The sequence below is a fragment of the Sphingobium sp. 3R8 genome, from assembly GCF_020166615.1.
GTDB classification, from domain to species: Bacteria; Pseudomonadota; Alphaproteobacteria; order Sphingomonadales; family Sphingomonadaceae; genus Sphingobium; species Sphingobium bisphenolicum.
This window is the reverse complement of record NZ_JAIQXR010000007.1, coordinates 64,618-79,142: the sequence shown is the minus strand read 5'-3', so window position 1 is coordinate 79,142 and position 14,525 is coordinate 64,618. Positions and strand designations below refer to the sequence as shown.

The 14,525-nt window shown below is 63.6% G+C and carries 20 protein-coding genes; 12 read left to right on the top strand and 8 right to left on the bottom strand.

Annotated features, from left to right (window positions below; genetic code table 11):
* Positions 1-93: 93 nt before the first annotated feature.
* Positions 94-1,077, bottom strand: coding sequence for a GlxA family transcriptional regulator (locus K9B33_RS08775; protein ID WP_224548140.1), 984 nt, complete (start codon positions 1,075-1,077; stop codon positions 94-96).
* A 129-nt stretch (positions 1,078-1,206) separates the two neighbouring features.
* Here K9B33_RS08775 and K9B33_RS08770 point away from each other — a divergent pair, with 129 nt between their 5' ends.
* From K9B33_RS08770 to K9B33_RS08760, 3 genes are all read left to right on the top strand, one after another.
* On the top strand, positions 1,207-2,037 hold the full coding sequence (locus K9B33_RS08770) for an alpha/beta fold hydrolase (RefSeq protein ID WP_224548138.1): 831 nt from the start codon (positions 1,207-1,209) through the stop codon (positions 2,035-2,037).
* 89 nt (positions 2,038-2,126) lie between these two features.
* A complete protein-coding gene (locus K9B33_RS08765; RefSeq protein WP_224548136.1) occupies positions 2,127-2,906 on the top strand; it encodes an SDR family NAD(P)-dependent oxidoreductase in 780 nt (259 codons plus the stop codon).
* Between the two features lie 89 nt (positions 2,907-2,995).
* Positions 2,996-3,508 carry a hypothetical protein gene (locus K9B33_RS08760; RefSeq protein WP_224548134.1) on the top strand — a complete coding sequence of 171 codons (513 nt, stop codon included), beginning with the start codon at positions 2,996-2,998 and terminating at the stop codon, positions 3,506-3,508.
* Here K9B33_RS08760 and K9B33_RS08755 read toward each other — a convergent pair.
* Both K9B33_RS08755 and K9B33_RS08750 read right to left on the bottom strand, forming a co-directional pair.
* Positions 3,463-4,638: an aminotransferase gene (locus tag K9B33_RS08755; RefSeq protein ID WP_224548132.1), complete on the bottom strand. Its 1,176-nt coding sequence runs from the start codon at positions 4,636-4,638 to the stop codon at positions 3,463-3,465. The two genes, K9B33_RS08760 and K9B33_RS08755, sit on opposite strands and share 46 nt — an antisense overlap.
* A gap of 37 nt (positions 4,639-4,675) precedes the next feature.
* Positions 4,676-4,897, bottom strand: a complete 222-nt coding sequence (locus K9B33_RS08750; protein WP_224548131.1) for a hypothetical protein — start codon at positions 4,895-4,897, stop codon at positions 4,676-4,678.
* A gap of 105 nt (positions 4,898-5,002) precedes the next feature.
* Here K9B33_RS08750 and K9B33_RS08745 point away from each other — a divergent pair, with 105 nt between their 5' ends.
* Entirely contained in the window at positions 5,003-5,278 is a 276-nt protein-coding gene (locus K9B33_RS08745) for an HU family DNA-binding protein (RefSeq protein ID WP_224548130.1), read from the top strand.
* Between the two features lie 514 nt (positions 5,279-5,792).
* On the opposite strand, the gene K9B33_RS08740 is transcribed toward K9B33_RS08745, so the two are convergent.
* Together K9B33_RS08740 and K9B33_RS08735 are read right to left on the bottom strand one after the other, a co-directional pair.
* Complete coding sequence (locus K9B33_RS08740) at positions 5,793-6,236, bottom strand: GNAT family N-acetyltransferase (RefSeq protein WP_224548129.1); 444 nt, start codon at positions 6,234-6,236, stop codon at positions 5,793-5,795.
* Complete coding sequence (locus K9B33_RS08735) at positions 6,233-6,748, bottom strand: methylated-DNA--[protein]-cysteine S-methyltransferase (protein ID WP_224548128.1); 516 nt, start codon at positions 6,746-6,748, stop codon at positions 6,233-6,235. Before K9B33_RS08735 ends, K9B33_RS08740 begins: the two co-directional genes overlap by 4 nt.
* A 97-nt stretch (positions 6,749-6,845) precedes the next feature.
* On the opposite strand from K9B33_RS08735, the gene K9B33_RS08730 reads away from it, so the two are divergent.
* The 3 genes from K9B33_RS08730 (at position 6,846) to K9B33_RS08720 (ending at position 8,467) form a co-directional block, all read left to right on the top strand.
* Positions 6,846-7,112 carry a DUF1272 domain-containing protein gene (locus K9B33_RS08730; RefSeq protein WP_224548127.1) on the top strand — a complete coding sequence of 89 codons (267 nt, stop codon included), beginning with the start codon at positions 6,846-6,848 and terminating at the stop codon, positions 7,110-7,112.
* A 92-nt stretch (positions 7,113-7,204) separates the two neighbouring features.
* Positions 7,205-7,723 carry a TetR/AcrR family transcriptional regulator gene (locus K9B33_RS08725; protein ID WP_224548126.1) on the top strand — a complete coding sequence of 173 codons (519 nt, stop codon included), beginning with the start codon at positions 7,205-7,207 and terminating at the stop codon, positions 7,721-7,723.
* Between the two features lie 36 nt (positions 7,724-7,759).
* Entirely contained in the window at positions 7,760-8,467 is a 708-nt protein-coding gene (locus K9B33_RS08720; RefSeq protein ID WP_224548125.1) for a TetR/AcrR family transcriptional regulator, read from the top strand.
* On the opposite strand, the gene K9B33_RS08715 is transcribed toward K9B33_RS08720, so the two are convergent.
* From K9B33_RS08715 to K9B33_RS08705, 3 genes are read right to left on the bottom strand one after another with little or no spacing between them, the layout of a single operon-like run.
* Positions 8,431-9,105, bottom strand: coding sequence for an antibiotic biosynthesis monooxygenase family protein (locus tag K9B33_RS08715; protein ID WP_224548124.1), 675 nt, complete (start codon positions 9,103-9,105; stop codon positions 8,431-8,433). The two genes, K9B33_RS08720 and K9B33_RS08715, sit on opposite strands and share 37 nt — an antisense overlap.
* Before the next feature lie 37 nt (positions 9,106-9,142).
* On the bottom strand, positions 9,143-9,733 hold the full coding sequence (locus tag K9B33_RS08710; protein ID WP_224548123.1) for an alpha-ketoglutarate-dependent dioxygenase AlkB: 591 nt from the start codon (positions 9,731-9,733) through the stop codon (positions 9,143-9,145).
* A 38-nt stretch (positions 9,734-9,771) separates the two neighbouring features.
* Positions 9,772-10,230, bottom strand: coding sequence for a mismatch-specific DNA-glycosylase (locus K9B33_RS08705; RefSeq protein WP_224548310.1), 459 nt, complete (start codon positions 10,228-10,230; stop codon positions 9,772-9,774).
* Here K9B33_RS08705 and K9B33_RS08700 point away from each other — a divergent pair.
* The 5 genes from K9B33_RS08700 to K9B33_RS08680 all read left to right on the top strand — a co-directional run bounded on the left by K9B33_RS08700 (position 10,207) and on the right by K9B33_RS08680 (position 14,515).
* Positions 10,207-10,776 carry an SDR family NAD(P)-dependent oxidoreductase gene (locus K9B33_RS08700; RefSeq protein WP_224548308.1) on the top strand — a complete coding sequence of 190 codons (570 nt, stop codon included), beginning with the start codon at positions 10,207-10,209 and terminating at the stop codon, positions 10,774-10,776. The genes K9B33_RS08705 and K9B33_RS08700 overlap by 24 nt on opposite strands.
* A gap of 89 nt (positions 10,777-10,865) precedes the next feature.
* Positions 10,866-12,017 (top strand): alkene reductase, encoded by a 1,152-nt coding sequence (locus K9B33_RS08695; RefSeq protein ID WP_224548121.1) that lies wholly within the window; start codon positions 10,866-10,868, stop codon positions 12,015-12,017.
* A 77-nt stretch (positions 12,018-12,094) separates the two neighbouring features.
* Positions 12,095-12,853 (top strand): isocitrate lyase/phosphoenolpyruvate mutase family protein, encoded by a 759-nt coding sequence (locus K9B33_RS08690; protein ID WP_224548120.1) that lies wholly within the window; start codon positions 12,095-12,097, stop codon positions 12,851-12,853.
* 80 nt (positions 12,854-12,933) lie between these two features.
* The gene (locus K9B33_RS08685; RefSeq protein ID WP_224548119.1) at positions 12,934-13,920 is read left to right on the top strand and encodes a zinc-dependent alcohol dehydrogenase family protein; all 987 of its coding nucleotides are present in this window, start codon (positions 12,934-12,936) and stop codon (positions 13,918-13,920) included.
* 94 nt (positions 13,921-14,014) lie between these two features.
* The gene (locus K9B33_RS08680) at positions 14,015-14,515 is read left to right on the top strand and encodes a hypothetical protein (RefSeq protein ID WP_224548118.1); all 501 of its coding nucleotides are present in this window, start codon (positions 14,015-14,017) and stop codon (positions 14,513-14,515) included.
* Positions 14,516-14,525: the final 10 nt, after the last annotated feature.

Here is a 14,525-nt window from a genome sequence, read left to right as displayed (position 1 = left end):
AGCGGGCCGGGACGGACGCTGCAAGTGTGAGACGGCGAGTGCGACAGTAGAAACGCCATATCGAATTTAGATAGTTAGCTAACTATTGAAAATTCAGGCCGCCTGCGCGCTCGGCGCCGCGAAGCGGGCGCGATAGTCGCCGGGCGACAGGCCGACGAGGCGATGAAACAGCTTGCGGAAGGCGGCGGCGTCTTCATAACCGACGCTCCAGGCGATCTGGTCGATCGTGCGCTTCGTAAACTCCAGATGTTCGCGCGCCTTTGCGACGCGCAGATGCTGGACATATTCGATCGGCGTCATGGCGGTCGCCGCCTTGAAACGGCGCTGGAAGGTGCGTTCCTCCATACCGACCTGCGCCGCCATGTCGCCGACGCTGACGGCTTTGGCTTCCCGCGCGGCGAGCCAGTGCTGCGCCTTCAAAATCGGTTCGTCGCCATGGGTCATGCGCGGCATGAAGCGCGCGAAATGCTTCTGTTCGCGCCCGGCGCTGTCGATCAGCAGGAATTTGGCGGTGTCGAGCATCACCGTCGGGCCGAGCAGGCGGTCGACCAGCCGCAGACCGAGGTCGGTCCAGGCCATCAGGCCGCCCGCGGTGATGATGTCGCCATCGTCGATCACGATGCGGTCGCAGTCCAGCTTCACATCGGGGAAGCGGGCGCGAAACGAATCGGCGAACCACCAGTGCGTCGTCGCCGGGCGGCCACTGAGGAGGCCGGTCGCCGCAAGCAGGAAGGCGCCGCCGCAATTGGAGGCGAGGGTCGCGCCGGCGGCGTGGCGATCGAGCAGCCAGCGGGCATAGGGTGCGGCCTCAACGGCATCGGGTATGCCGGTCAAGCGTCCGGGGACGAGCCAGATGTCGGGCGTACCGGCCAGGGCTTCATGCGTATCATGCACGCGGGCGCATCCGCCATCGGCCTGCATGCGCCAATGGCTGACGCGCAAGGCGGGGCCGCCATGCTGCTGTGAAAATTGTCCGGCGATGGCGATCAGGTCGGTCATGCCATGGACCATCGCCTGCTGGCAGTCGCGGTAGAGGAGAATCCCGATTTCTGCCCTGGGGGGCTGTATCGCGTCCATGAGTGCCGCCTTTGTCGGAATCGGCCCGCTTAATGTCGGGACCGCCAATCCCGATCCTCGTCCAACTTCCCTAATTCTGCAAGCACAGGGCGTGAGAACGCTCTTCCGAGACAGAGAAGGGATTTCATCATGAGCAATTTCGTCACCACCAAGGACGGCACCCGCATCTTCTACAAGGACTGGGGGCCGCGCGACGGCCAGCCGATCGTCTTTTCCCATGGCTGGCCGCTGAGCGCCGACGCCTGGGACGCGCAGATGGTCTATTTCGCCGATCGGGGCTTTCGCACCATCGCCCATGACCGCCGCAGCCATGGCCGGTCGGATCAGGTCTGGGCGAACAACAATATGGACCAATATGCCGACGATCTGGCCGAACTGATCGAGGCGCTGGATCTGAGCGATGTGGTGCTGGTCGGCCATTCCACCGGCGGCGGCGAAGTCACCCGCTATGTCGGGCGCCATGGCACGGCGCGAGTCGCCAAACTGGCGCTGATCGGCGCGGTGCCGCCGCTGATGCTGAAGACCGAAGCCAATTCGGGCGGGCTGCCGATCGAGATATTCGACGGCATCCGCAAGGGGACGTTCGACAATCGCAGCCAGTTCTTCCAGGATCTGACCATCCCCTTTTACGGCTATAATCGGGAAGGCGCGGTGATCTCCTACGGCATCCGCGACGATTTCGTGCGGCAGGGGATGATGGGCGGACTTAAGGGCCAGCTCGACAGCATCCGCGCCTTTTCCGAAAGCGATTTCCATGCCGACCTGGCGAAGGTCGATGTGCCGACTTTGGTGCTGCACGGCGACGACGACCAGATCGTGCCGATCGGCGCGGCCGCCCTCTCCACCGTCAAGATCGTTACGCAAGCGGTGCTAAAAGTGTATGAGGGGGCCGATCATGGATTGACGGTCACGCATCAGGATCGGTTCAACGCCGACCTGCTCGATTTCATCAACGGCTGACATGTCCGACACCGTTCGGTTCGAGCGTGTCGAGAACCGTTTCTCGACGTCGCGCGAACCGAACGGGATGGACTCAAAGGAGACTTCCCATGACCAACGAAACCATTCTCATCACCGGCGCGTCGGACGGCATCGGCGCGGTCTATGCCGATCGCTTCGCCAAGCGCGGCGCGAACCTGATCCTCGTCGCGCGACGGGTGGGGAAGCTGGAGGCGCTGGCCGCCAGCCTGCGCGCCCAGACCGGCGTCGATGTCGAAGTGATCGCCGCCGATCTCGCCAAGGCCGACGACCTCGCCCGGATCGAAGCGCGGCTGCGGGACGATGACGCCGTCACCGGGCTGGTGAACAATGCCGGGATTGCGGGCGAACAGAGCTTCGTCGAGACGGACCCGGCCTATCTGACCGGGATGATCGACCTCAACATATTGGCGGTTACGCGGCTGTCGCGCGCGATCGCGCCGCGGCTGGCGGCCAACGGGGCGGGGACGCTGATCAACATCACGTCGGTCACGGCGCTGATGCCCGACGGCTTCACGGCCGTCTATCCCGCGACCAAGGCCTATGTGCTGGCCTTTACAGAAGCGTTGCAGGTCGAACTGGGGGCCAAGGGGGTGAAGGTGCAGGCGGTGTTGCCCGGGATCACCCGGACGGCGATCTGGACCGCCGAACAGATCGCGGGAATCCCGGCCGAGATGGTGATGGATGTCGAGGTGATGGTCGACGCCGCGCTGGCCGGGTTGGACATGGGCGAGCCGATCACCATCCCGGCGCTGCCGGAGCGGCGCGATCTCGACGCCTATCTGGCCGCGCGGGGGGCGTTGCGGCCGAACCTGTCGCGCAAGGATGCGGCGGCGCGGTATCGCGCCTGAGCCTCATCTTCCGTTCGGGGCGAGCGTGTCGAGAACCGTTTCTCGACGTCGCGCGAACCGAACGGATGTTGGAATCTAGGAGACATATCATGATCCTCGGTCTTTCCATTCCCGCCTTCATCGTCCTGCATGTCGCGATCAGCCTGATCGGCATCTTTGCCGGACTTGCCGCCCTGCTGGCGCAGGCGAAGGGGCGGTTCCTGCCCCGCATTCAGGCGCTTTTCCTCGCCACCACCCTGCTGACCAGCCTGACCGGCTTCCTCTTTCCCTTTCGCGGCTTCACCCCGGCGATCGGGGTCGGGATCGTCTCGACCCTGGTGCTGATCGTCGCTTTGGTGGCGCTATATGGCCTCAGGCTGCGCGGCCGGGCGCGGGTCGTCTATGCGGTGAGCGCGACCGCGGCCCTGTGGCTCAACCTGTTCGTGCTGGTGGTGCAGAGCTTCCTGAAGATGCCCTGGCTCAACGCCTTCGCGCCGACCGGGACGGAACCGCCCTTTCTGGCGGCGCAGGGGCTGCTGCTGATCGCGATGCTGATCCTGGGCGCGGCAATCGTCCGTCAGCCAAGCGTCGCGCGGAAGGCGGCGAGCCGTTCGATCGCCTGATCCAACGTCCGGTCCGTCTTGGAAAAGCAGAGGCGGACCAGATGCGTGACAGGCCGCGTCGGATAGAAGGCGCTGATCGGGATCGCCGCCACGCCGGCTTCATCGATGATGCGGTTGCAGAAGCTCACGTCGTCCAGCGCGATGCCCGATGCGGGCAGGTCGATCGAGAGGAACCAGGTCGCGGCGCTGGGCTGCACCACATAGCCCGCCGCCGCGAGACCCGCCGCCAGCCGGTCGCGCGACGCCTGATAGGCGGCGCGCTGGTCGGCGAACCAGGCGTCGGGATAGGCAAGCCCCTCCGCCACCGCCCATTGCAGGCCCGGCGGGGTGGTGAAGGTCAGGAACTGGTGGGCGCGGGCGAGCAGGGCGGCGATCGGCGGCGCGGCGCACATCCAGCCGACCTTCCAGCCGGTGACGGAGAAAATCTTGCCCGCCGACCCGATCTTGACGGTGCGGTCGCGCATTCCCGCAAGACCCATCAGCGGGCGGTGGGGCAGGCCGTCATAGACGGTCTGTTCCCAGACTTCGTCGCAGATGGCGATGAGGTCATGGGCGACGCACAGGTCGGCGAGCAGCGCCAGTTCTTCTTCCCGCAGCACGACGCCGGTGGGGTTCACCGGATTGTTCATCAGCAGGATGCGGGTGCGGGGCGTGATCGCCGCCGCCAGCGCTTCGCGGGTGATGCGCCAGTCGGGCGGAGTCAGTGTCACCAGCTTCGCCACGCCGCCGACCCGCTCCACCAGCGGCAGATAGGCGTCGTAGAGTGGGGCGAGCATCAGCACTTCGTCGCCCGGCTGCACCAGCGCCAGCAGGGTGGCGGCGATCGCCTCGGTCGCGCCGGAGGTGACGATCACCTCCTGCGGCGAGAGGTCGAGTTGCTGGTGGCGGGCATAATGATCCGCGACGGCCGTGCGCAGTTCGACGAGGCCCGCCATCGGCGGATATTGGCTGGATCGGGTCAGCAGCGCGTCGGCGGCGGCTTGCAGGACGGCATCTGGGCCGGGGCCTTCGGGGAAACCCTGCCCCAGATTGATGGCGCCCGTTTCCCGTGCGCGGGCGGACATATGTTCGAAGATGGTGGTCGACATGTCCCGATAGACGGGGTGGCCGAGGGGAGGGCGAGCGATCATGGATGCAGCTATAGCCTGTCGGGGGTGGCATCCCAAGTCAGGCGCGCAAGCGATCAGCGATCGGCAGGCTTGATCCCTGCGTTCGACCGGTGCCTGGTGCGCCCCGCTTCGGGCCTGTCATGCGGTCGCGGCTTTCGGCATCGGCCGTGTCCATCCCTCCGGCTTCGCGCTCGCCGCCAGGGCGGTCGAAACGCAGGAACAGGGGCGGCAGCCGGGTCCATATGATCGATAACGGCGCACCGCTTGCGTTGACGGGCATTATGCTCTTGATTGCAGCGCAGTGGCGCGAGCAAGGATGCAGTGACGCGGGCTGCGAATGCGGCTAGATCGTCCACTCAGGTTTCAACAACAAGGAAGACTATCGATGAACAACAGCGATCTTGCCGACAAGCTGGCCGGCGAAAACGGGATCACCAAGGCGGACGCGAAGAAGCTGGTCGATGGCCTGTTCGCCGCGATCGGCGATGCTGCGGCGCAGGGCGAGGAAATCTCGATCAACGGCTTCGGCAAGTTCAAGGTGAAGGACAGCCCGGAGCGTGAGGGCCGTAACCCCGCGACCGGCGAAGCGATGACCATCAAGGCGTCGCGCAAGCTCAGCTTCACGCCCGCCAAGGCGGTGAAGGACAAGCTGAACGGCTAAACCGAGACAATGCGCTTCGCCCGGCAGACCGGGCGAAGCGTCGTCCGTTCGCATCGGGCGGAAGTTCATCGCGAAGGACATCCACCACCCGTCGGCGCATGTCGTCGATCAGCAAATATGTCCAGTCAGTGGATCATGCGTCATTCCGGCGCAGTTTCGATCCCTCGTGGAAAGTTCAGATCATTCCCACTCGATTATTTCGAACCCCACAAGTCATTGATTTATCTTGCAAAAAATATTTTTTGCCACACTCGACCGACAGCAGTCCCGTCAGAATTACAGGCTCTTGATTTTGCTCAGGAATTTGGAGCGTTCGCGAGAAAGCACCTTTCAGGGACTATCGATATCGTCGCTCGCCTAGCGACGCCACGAGAAACATTCGAACATCTGACCGTTCACCCCAAAATTACCGTCGGCCCGCCAACGCGGCCTGTTCTGACCTTTCGACTTAGGGCTCCGGCCAAAGCGATGGAAGCGGAACGTTGGGATCGCCCTCAACGCGCATCGAGGAGAACTAGAAAGCTAGGCGATAGCGGACAAAATCGTCGGCCGCGCAGTAACGGTCATAAAGCCGACGGGCGGCCGCGTTGTTCGTTTGGGTATGCCAGTAGAGGCGTCCCCAGCGTCGGGCCGTCGCCAGCGCCACAAGGTCGTCCAAAAGTGTACGCCCCACGCCAGCGCCGCGGTGCAGCGGATCGACGAAGAGGTCTTCGAGATAGCAACTCGGCCGCGTCTGCCACGTCGAGGGATGGAGCACCGACAGGCTGAAGCCGATGAGGCTATCATTACCAGACCACGCAGCCCGGCCGATAACCGGCTGCGCCGGATCGACCACAGCCGCCCAGGTCGCCGCGGTGACCGCCTCGGGCACGTCGGCTTCATAGAACGCGCAATAGCCGTCCCAGAGCGACCACCAGGCCGCATAGTCATCACTGACAAGATCGCGAACCGCCATCATTCCGCTCGCGATACGGCGATAGACGCCAGTGTTTTGAGCTCCAGCTCAAGTAGATGCCGCTTCGCCTCGATCCCGCCGGCAAAGCCGGTCAGTCCGCCGCTATGGCCGATGACACGATGACAGGGTGCGATGATCGAGATCGGGTTTCGGCCGTTTGCGGCGCCGACGGCGCGAAAGGCGGTCGGCCGACCGATCGAACGTGCCATATCGCCATAGCTGCGTGTCTCGCCGAAAGGGATGTCCAGCAGCGCGGACCAGACCTGCCGTTGAAAGTCAGTCCCGCGAAAATCGAGCGGCAAATCGAACGTCTGCACCGCACCAGCGAAATAGCCGGAAAGCTGGCGCTCAGCTTCACGGAGCAGGTCGTTCGTCCCCTCGATCATCGCGCCTAGTGGTACGCGGCCCGGCCTGTCATTCTCCCACAGAACGGCAGCCAAACCCTGGCCGCTGGCCACAAGTCGCAGCGTCCCGACCGGTGATGGCATCGGCTTATATTGCAGTGGTCCACCCATGTCGCATTGCTCCAAGTTTGATCTAGCGATAGATAGATAAGCGGAATCGCGTGATAGCCAAGCCGATGATGTCACGCATCGACACTGGAGAAGGCGGATGCTGGACTTACGACCGAATTGCGAATGCTGTGATGCCGACCTTCCCCCGAACACGCCCGACGCAATGATCTGCACATTTGAGTGCACGTTCTGCCGGGACTGCGCCGAGGGGGCGCTGAATGGGACCTGCCCGAATTGCGGAGGCGACCTCCAGCCGCGCCCGATCCGGCCTGATGCCATGCTGGCTAAGTATCCGGCGTCCACGACGCGCACCGCACGGTCGGGAAACTGCCCGCCGCCGGCAACTGTAAGCGCAGCGAGCTAGCCCGGACAAGCCGACGCAGCGCACTTCCGTGGCGCGGTTGTAATCCGGCTGCCAATCGTCTATCTATCAAGAGATAGTCAAAGGAATTGAGCATGAGCGAAGTTGCGACTGCCATCTTGGATGCAGCCGAGAAGCGTATGCGAATTGGCGGTTTCGGCGGGTTCAGTTTCCGCGAGATCGCAGCCGACGTCGGCATCAAGAGTTCGAGCGTCCACTACCACTTCCCCACGAAGGAAGATCTCGCGGCGGCGGTTGTGCGGCGTTACGGCAAATGGGCCGAGAATTTTCTGGACGAAACTCTCGCGGTGGAGCCGGATCCGGTAAAGGCCTGGACCAAGGCCTTTCGGGGCACCATCGTTGCCGGGACGATGTGTCCGTGCATCGTGATGGGTGCCGCGTCACAGGACCTGCCGCCGACGGTCGCCGCCGAGGTTCGGCACTTTTTCGAAATGCACGCTCGCAAGATGGCAGAGGCCGGCCTCGACGCGGACCGCGCTAGCGAACTGATGGCAACCATTACCGGGGCCTCCGTGCTCGCGAATATTTTTTCGGATTCCGGTGAATATGACCGGGCCACGCGCGAGTTGCTGCCGGAGTCGATCGCGGCCTGATCGGTCGCGAAGGTCGAGCTGAGGTGAGGGGTGAACATGCAATCTTCCCTCGCCGCATGTTCTGCCGGACGCCCGACTCGCGGCCGGCCTCGCGAGTTCGACCCTGATGTCGTTCTGGCAGCCGCGCTAAGGACGTTCGTGACTCGCGGTTATGCCGGCGCCAGCTTGGCGGACCTGACGGAAGCTATGCGGATTAGCCGCCCAAGCCTCTATCAGTGCTTCGGAAATAAGGAAGAGCTGTTCAAGAAAGCGCTGGCACTCCACGCGCAAAAGCATCGGGCGTATCTTCGCAAGGTATTAAACCAGGGGACGGTCGGCGACGTCGTCGAAGAGTTGCTCCGCGACGCCCTGGCCGGGTCACAGCTTCCCTGCGAGGCACACGGCTTCATGGGCTTGCTGGCCGCCTTGTCAGCCACCACGGACGATGCGAGCGCCCGCCGGGAGGTGGCAGGGCATCAAGGCCGCATCATCGAAACCTTGGCAGCTCGGTTCGAGCGGGCCCGCGACGAGGGAGAACTAGCAGAGGACGCTCATCCGACGTCGCTCGCCTATTTCCTCGAAGCCCTCGCCCACGGGATCTCAGTCCAAGTCCGCAACAACGTACCCGGGGAAGATCTTCACGAGTTGCTCCGCGTAAGCCTCAGGGCGTTCGACCTCCACGCCGGCGTCGACATCGGCGCCGCGCGTCGTTCGCCCGGCTTGCCGCCTCAGCGAATGGTCTCGGCGGGGTCGACCTCAGGGTAATATTGCGGCGCCTCGCGGCGGTCGTACATGCCGTAGTCACGCACGATACGCACGCGCCGGAGCCGACCATCTTCGGGCAGCGCGGCCATGGCTTCGAACTTCTCCGCATCGCCCTTGTCGCGCCACGAGATCAGCAGGATGAGATTGCCTGGTGTGAGCACGGCATCGAATACATCCCACGTCACCAATCCGGCAGCGTCGGGCACGAGGCCGAGATAATGCGCGAGGTCGGACTGCCCTTCTAACCCCGCAGGACGCTTGGCATCGATAAGTGTGATAGTTGTCGCTTCGCCGACTTCAGTCTCGTCAAGGCGTTGCTCGGCGAGCCCGAAGCCCTCAGGAATCCTCGTATCGGCGGTGACCTGACCAACCCGCAGGTGGTAATCGAGCAGGATCTCGGACCGGCCTTTTTCCTGGACGTCGTGATGACGCATCTTGGTGCGCCACCGAACTACCGATTTCTCATCGCGCCATCCCGACAGCGAAAGAATCCACCCTTCCCGGGTCAGGCTCCTGTAGCGAATGTTATCGATGAAACCGTCGACCTTCTCGAGCTCCGGGCGAAGCATCTTCGCTTGACCGAGATAGGCGTCCCACTTTTCGGATCGCGGATGAACTTCGAAAATTACGGCAAACACGGCATCAATCTCCTAATGCTCACGATAATCGGGAGGGTCATCGACTCGCTTCTTTGACCTCAGCACCGTGGCCAGGTCGGAACGTCCGCAGGGTCACCGAAAATCGCCGCCGATCCATCGGAGCGATGCTGTGCTGCCAGCGATTGCGGACCGGACCGTGGAGCAGATAGGCGGACCGCGGTTCGATCAGCACCGACTGGCGCTCCCATCCTTCTCCCTCGCGCCGCCGGAGCCGCAAGGCGCAGGGCGCGAGGAAAGAGACAGCGACGATGTCTTCGAAGGTTGGCCGATCCCGATGCCAACCGATCCCCGCGCCAGGCGGGTATTCCGTCACCATCACTTGCTCGAAAAGGTCCGCGGGCACGCCGGCGATCGCGCTCGCGATCTCGGTCAAAGGAAGTAAGTGGGCCGGGATAGCGGCATCGTCGCGCGGCTTCTGGCCCGCGAAAACATAGCGATGACCGTAGGTGAAGATACGGCGATTGGCCTGGAAGCCATGAAACTCGAAAGGCTGCAGGGGCAGGCTCTCGAACAGATCCACCAGCTCGCGCTCCTCGCTCGCCGACAGAATATCGGGCAAGTAGCGGAAGCCCTCCGGCAGTTCCGGTGTTCCGAACAGGTCGGGCATCGCGACGTCGAACGTCCGAGATTTGCGAGCCGATGGCATTATCCGAGCTGCTTTCGATCGTCGGCGAGTGCGGCGTGAAGCTCGCTATAGACGCTCACCAGAGCATCGAGTCCGAAGGCGCGATTGAGCCCGCTGGGATTGGGGAGGACCCAGGCAATCGCGCCCGCAAAGGACGCTGGCTGCAAGCCCCAGCGAATACCCTGAGTATTGAGCATCGCTGCTATGGCGCGTTTGCCAAGAAACGCGATCACGCGCGGCTTATAGAGGCGTACCCGTGCTTCCAGCGAGGGTCGTGCCGCTCTGAACTCGCGTAACGATACCTCCGCGCCTTGTTTGGTCGGGCGATGAACGGCGGCCGTGATCCCGCATCGATAATCGAGCAGCGATCGTTCTTCCGCCGAGTCGAGGCGCCTGGGTGTGAAACCCGCGAGGTGGAGGACTTGCCAGAAGCGATTGCTGGCGCTCGCGAAGCTATGGCCTCCAAGGCCCTGGTGCAGGTCGCTCTCGATCGCTTCGGCCAGCTCGACGCGGCCTTCAACAATGCCGGAATCTTCAAGCCGACGCCGTTCCTCGACGTCGACGAAGGCGAGCTGGATCGGATGCTCGACAGCATCCTCAAGGGCACGTTCTTCACCGCGCAGGCGGCTGCCCGGGCAATGAAGGGTCGCGGCGGCGCGATCGTCCAGACGGGATCGATGTGGGCGCTGCAGGCGATCGGCGCCACGCCATCATCTGCCTATTCCGTCGCCAAGGCCGGCGTCCATGCTCTCGTCAAGAACCTCGCGATCGAGCTGGCGCCCGACAACATCCGAGTAAACGCGATCGCGCCGGCCGTCATCGAGACGCCGGTCTATGACACCTTCCTCTCGCCTGAGCAGGTCAAGGAAGTGCTGCCGACGTTCAACGCGCTGCACCCGCTCGGTCGCAACGGCCAGCCCGCCGATGCAGCGGAAGCCCTTCTGTTCCTCGCCTCCAACCAGGCGAGCTGGATCACCGGCGTCATTCTCCCCGTCGACGGCGGTGTCATGGCCGGTCGGCAATAGCCCCTCCCCGACCGACCGGCCTGACGATGGCGGCGGGATTGTTCCCCCTGGTCCCGCCGCCACCCATCCCATTTCAAAGGAGATCGACCATGTCCAAGACCAGCCCAACCCATCTCTTCACGCCGATTGAGCTCGGCGCCGTAACCCTCAAGCATCGCGTCGTCATGCCGGCGCTCAGTAGGCTGCGCGCCCACTGGCCCAATGCGGTCCCGTCGGATCTGATGCTCGAATATTACGCCCAGCGCGCATCCGATGGCGGTCTCATTATCACCGAGTCCACTGCCATTGCCCCCGAAGCGCGTGCCTACCATGCGGCGCCGGGCATCTGGAGTGACGAACAGGTCGCCGCCTGGAAGCGGATCACAGACGCGGTTCACGCCAAGGGCGGGTTCATGTTCGTCCAGCTCGGACATGCCGGCCGCGCGACGAGCGAGGCGCTCTCGGGCGTACAGCCGGTATCCGCTTCCGTCGATCCGGACTTCCTCGGCAATCCCAACGTCGTCGTCACCACACCTGAAGGCCTTGTGCCACCGTCGGCGCACCGCGCATTGGAGGCTGACGAGATCCCGCAGATTATCGAACAATATAAAACCGCCGCGCACAACGCCCTTCGCGCAGGTTTCGACGGCGTGGAAATCTTCAGCGCGCAAGGCCATCTGGTCGAGCAGTTCCTGCAGAATGGCAGCAACAAGCGTACCGATCGCTATGGCGGCTCCCTCGAGAACCGGGCTCGTTTCCTGCTCGAGATCGTCGATGCGACCGCCAGCGTAGTTGGACGTGATCGGGTCGGCGTGCGCATCTCGCCGAGCAGCACATTCAACGGCATGGGCGACTCCGATCCGCAGGCGCTCTTCAGTCATGTCGCGCAGCAGCTCGATCACGTCGGTATCGCATATCTCCATATCATCGAACCGCGCATCAGCGGTGCCGACACAGTCGCCGAAGGGCAGGACGCCATCGCCGCCAAGGATCTTGGCCGAGTCTTCCACGGGACGATCATCGCCGCCGGCGGCTTCACGCCGCAGACCGCCGAAGAAGCCGTCGCCGAAGGGCTGGCTAATCTAGTCGCTTTCGGTCGCCATTTCACGTCGAACCCGGATCTTCCATTCCGGATCGAGCACGACCTGCCGCTCACGCCTTACGACCGCAACACGTTCTACGGTGGCGGCGCACAGGGATACGTCGATTTTCCCGCCTTCCACCACGAGCCGACGCCCGAGGCCATTTCGCAAGCGGCGTAAGACGCGTCCAACCGACGCGATCTCGCTCCCCGATCCCTTGGGACCATTCTGGGTCCCCCGAACCAAGGAAATGAGAAATGATCCAGTCTGACAAGGCGACCGCGTTCGCCAAGCTTCACGTCAGGGGCATGCCCGTGCTGCTCTACAACGCCTGGGATGCCGGCAGTGCCAAGGCCATCGAGGCGGCCGGTGCGAAGGCGATCGCGACCGGCAGCTGGTCGGTCGCGGCGGCGCAGGGCTATGGCGACGGCGAAGATATTCCGCTTGATCTCGCGCTGGCGATCGTCGCCCGGATCACCGCCTCCGTCGAGGTGCCGCTCACCGTCGATTTTGAAGGCGGCTACAGTGACGATGATAACATCCTGATCGATAACATCGGTCGCCTGCTCGATCGCGGCGCGATCGGGATCAATTTCGAGGATCGGGTCGTCAAAGGCTCCGGCCTCTATGACATCGATCGGCAGGCGAGCCGCATCGCCGCGATCCGTGGTGCAGCCGAGAAGCGCCGGGTTCCGCTGTTCATCAACGCGCGAACGGACCTGTTCCTTGGCCGCGGCGGTGAACCCTCATCGGAAATCGGCGCGGCGCTCGATCGGGCCAAGGCCTACGCTGCAGCTGGCGCATCCGGGTTCTTTATCCCCGGCCTTACAGACGAAGGCCTCATCGGCCGGATCGTCGAGGGTTCGCCACTGCCCGTCAATGTGATGGTGACGGACGGCGTTCCCTCCAATGAGCGGCTCGCCAGCCTTGGTGTCGCGCGGATCAGCTACGGCCCGATCCCGTACGCCGAGGCGATGCAGACGCTCCAGAAAGTCGCGACCGGCATCCATTCCTGACGGAACGCCGCCCCTCCAACCCTCTACGGGCGGCTTTGGGCTCTCGGCCCGCCGCCCAAGCGCCCACAGGAGAAGTCCCGATGGCCAAGGTCGTTCAATTCAACGCGGTCGGTGGACCGGAGCAACTGAAGCTGCATGAGCTGGAGGTGCCCGAACCGGGCCCTGGCGAGGTGCGCATCAAGATCAAGGCGATCGGCGTGAACAGAGCGGAATCGCTCTTTTGCAGCGGCACCTATTTCGAGCAGCCGGCGTTCCCCGCAAAGAACGGTTACGAAGGTGCCGGCGTCATCGACGGCGTCGGGCCAGGCGTGACCGAGTTTGCGGTAGGCGATGCCGTGTCGGTCGCGCCGGCATTCTCGCCCAACGATTACGGCTTCTACGCGGATACCGCCCTGGCGCCGGTCGGGGCAGTCATCAAGCATCCCGCGACGCTCAGCTTCGACGAAGCGGCGGCTGTATGGATGGCCTATCTCACCGCTTATGACGCCCTGCTCGACACGGCCAAGGTGGTCGCGGACGAGTTTGTGGTGATCCCGGCTGCCTCGAGCAGCGTCGGTATCGCCGCGATCCAGGTCGCCAATATGATCGGTGCGGTGCCCATCGCCCTGACGAGAACCAGCGCCAAGCGTGAGCAGATCGAGGCCGTGGGCGCCGGACACGTCATTGCGACCGAGGAAGAGGATGTGGAGGAACGCCTCCATGCGATAACCGGCGGAAAAGGTATCCAGGTCGTCCTCGATCCCGTCGGCGGTCCTACCTTTGCCAAGCTGCTGCACGCTGCGGCTCCCCGCGCACGCTTCATGCTCTACGGCACCATCGGCGAGCCAACCGTGGTTCCGCACTTTCCGGTCTTCACCAAAGGCCTCGTCATCACCGGCGCTCTTCTCTTCAACACGACCTTCGACGCGGCCAAACTGCGGTCTGGCGTCGAGTGGATCACGAAGGGTCTCGCGTCGGGGGCACTGAAGCCCGTGATCGCGAAGACCTTCCCGCTGGAGCAGATCGTCGAGGCCCACCAATACCTCGAAAGCAATCAGCAGTTCGGCAAGATCATTGTGAGGCCGTAGCCACGGACCCGCACCTATCGGCGCCTCCCTGACGGTCTGGCGCCTCTTCGACCAGGCTGCGGAGCAGCCGGCGAACGCTCAGAGGAACATCGTCATGGCTTATCTCAACTTTTCGACAGACGAACTTCGCCCGCTACCGACGTACCAACCGGTAATCGAGCCTCCTCATCGTGGCCTCAGTGCCACGGAGCGCGAGGTGGTAAAGCTGGCGCGGCTGGACAAGATAGCGAGTCTCAAACCCACGGGTCGCTTTTATCGTATGGCGCAGGCCACATTTGGCTTGCCCAGTCGCCCCAATCGACTTGCAGACCCGCGTCTCGAAGGCTTGCGGCGGTTCAGTGTTGCGGTCGCTCATGGCGGTTCGGCCATGATCGATCGAGAGGAAGCGCAACTCAAAGCTTTGGGTTTTTCGGACGGCCAGGTTACCAGCGCCGCAGCCCTCGCCTCGGGGTTCCGCCGTCGCCGCTCATCAACGGCAATGGGAATATACGCATCGCTGGCCGGACGCATACCATTGGACGCCGTCATTCTATCGAGAGCACCGTGGTTCAAGACGACGCATGGGTCGAAAGGGGAAGGTGTCCTCTCCCTTTAGAGTTGTTCCC

Bases quoted from the DNA above. Each gene is read 5' to 3' on its own strand.
- K9B33_RS08690 (WP_224548120.1), top strand. From the start codon at position 12,095: ATGATCCAGTCTGACAAGGCGACCGCGTTCGCCAAGCTTCACGTCAGG.
- K9B33_RS08680 (WP_224548118.1), top strand. From the start codon at position 14,015: ATGGCTTATCTCAACTTTTCGACAGACGAACTTCGCCCGCTACCGACG.
- K9B33_RS08735 (WP_224548128.1), bottom strand. From the start codon at position 6,748: ATGGGTGGACCACTGCAATATAAGCCGATGCCATCACCGGTCGGGACG.
- K9B33_RS08775 (WP_224548140.1), bottom strand. From the start codon at position 1,077: ATGGACGCGATACAGCCCCCCAGGGCAGAAATCGGGATTCTCCTCTAC.
- K9B33_RS08725 (WP_224548126.1), top strand. From the start codon at position 7,205: ATGAGCGAAGTTGCGACTGCCATCTTGGATGCAGCCGAGAAGCGTATG.
- K9B33_RS08740 (WP_224548129.1), bottom strand. From the start codon at position 6,236: ATGATGGCGGTTCGCGATCTTGTCAGTGATGACTATGCGGCCTGGTGG.
- K9B33_RS08685 (WP_224548119.1), top strand. From the start codon at position 12,934: ATGGCCAAGGTCGTTCAATTCAACGCGGTCGGTGGACCGGAGCAACTG.
- K9B33_RS08770 (WP_224548138.1), top strand. From the start codon at position 1,207: ATGAGCAATTTCGTCACCACCAAGGACGGCACCCGCATCTTCTACAAG.
- K9B33_RS08755 (WP_224548132.1), bottom strand. From the start codon at position 4,638: ATGATCGCTCGCCCTCCCCTCGGCCACCCCGTCTATCGGGACATGTCG.
- K9B33_RS08760 (WP_224548134.1), top strand. From the start codon at position 2,996: ATGATCCTCGGTCTTTCCATTCCCGCCTTCATCGTCCTGCATGTCGCG.
- K9B33_RS08750 (WP_224548131.1), bottom strand. From the start codon at position 4,897: ATGCCCGTCAACGCAAGCGGTGCGCCGTTATCGATCATATGGACCCGG.
- K9B33_RS08700 (WP_224548308.1), top strand. From the start codon at position 10,207: ATGGCCTCCAAGGCCCTGGTGCAGGTCGCTCTCGATCGCTTCGGCCAG.
- K9B33_RS08745 (WP_224548130.1), top strand. From the start codon at position 5,003: ATGAACAACAGCGATCTTGCCGACAAGCTGGCCGGCGAAAACGGGATC.
- K9B33_RS08695 (WP_224548121.1), top strand. From the start codon at position 10,866: ATGTCCAAGACCAGCCCAACCCATCTCTTCACGCCGATTGAGCTCGGC.
- K9B33_RS08720 (WP_224548125.1), top strand. From the start codon at position 7,760: ATGCAATCTTCCCTCGCCGCATGTTCTGCCGGACGCCCGACTCGCGGC.
- K9B33_RS08710 (WP_224548123.1), bottom strand. From the start codon at position 9,733: ATGCCCGACCTGTTCGGAACACCGGAACTGCCGGAGGGCTTCCGCTAC.
- K9B33_RS08730 (WP_224548127.1), top strand. From the start codon at position 6,846: ATGCTGGACTTACGACCGAATTGCGAATGCTGTGATGCCGACCTTCCC.
- K9B33_RS08765 (WP_224548136.1), top strand. From the start codon at position 2,127: ATGACCAACGAAACCATTCTCATCACCGGCGCGTCGGACGGCATCGGC.